Source organism: Halomonas sp. SIMBA_159, from assembly GCF_046536035.1.
Lineage (GTDB): Bacteria > Pseudomonadota > Gammaproteobacteria > Pseudomonadales > Halomonadaceae > Vreelandella > Vreelandella venusta_A.
Window position 1 is genome coordinate 1 of the sequence record NZ_JAWJBT010001787.1, and the last position, 230, is coordinate 230.

The window sequence follows — 230 nt, forward strand, 5'->3', positions numbered from 1 at the left end:
ATCTTTGTCGTAATGCCAGATCATGTTGTTCAGGCCGATTGTGACGCGGCGATTGTTCTGGTTAATGACCTTATAGTAATAGCCCGTCATCCAGCGCACGCGCCAGTTATCTTCGACATTTTTACCGGTTAACTGGTCGCCACTAAGCGATGCCCAGACGCCGTTTGCTTCACCTTTATCGTAGCTCAGACTTAGCCCCACACCGTCGGCACGTACGCCACCCCATTTTT

1 protein-coding gene is annotated in these 230 nt (G+C 50.9%); it reads right to left on the bottom strand.

Features of this window, described 5'->3' with window-relative positions:
• A partial coding sequence (locus R0J87_RS25355; protein ID WP_498889781.1) for a cellulose synthase subunit BcsC-related outer membrane protein occupies positions 1-230 on the bottom strand: 230 nt, incomplete at both ends.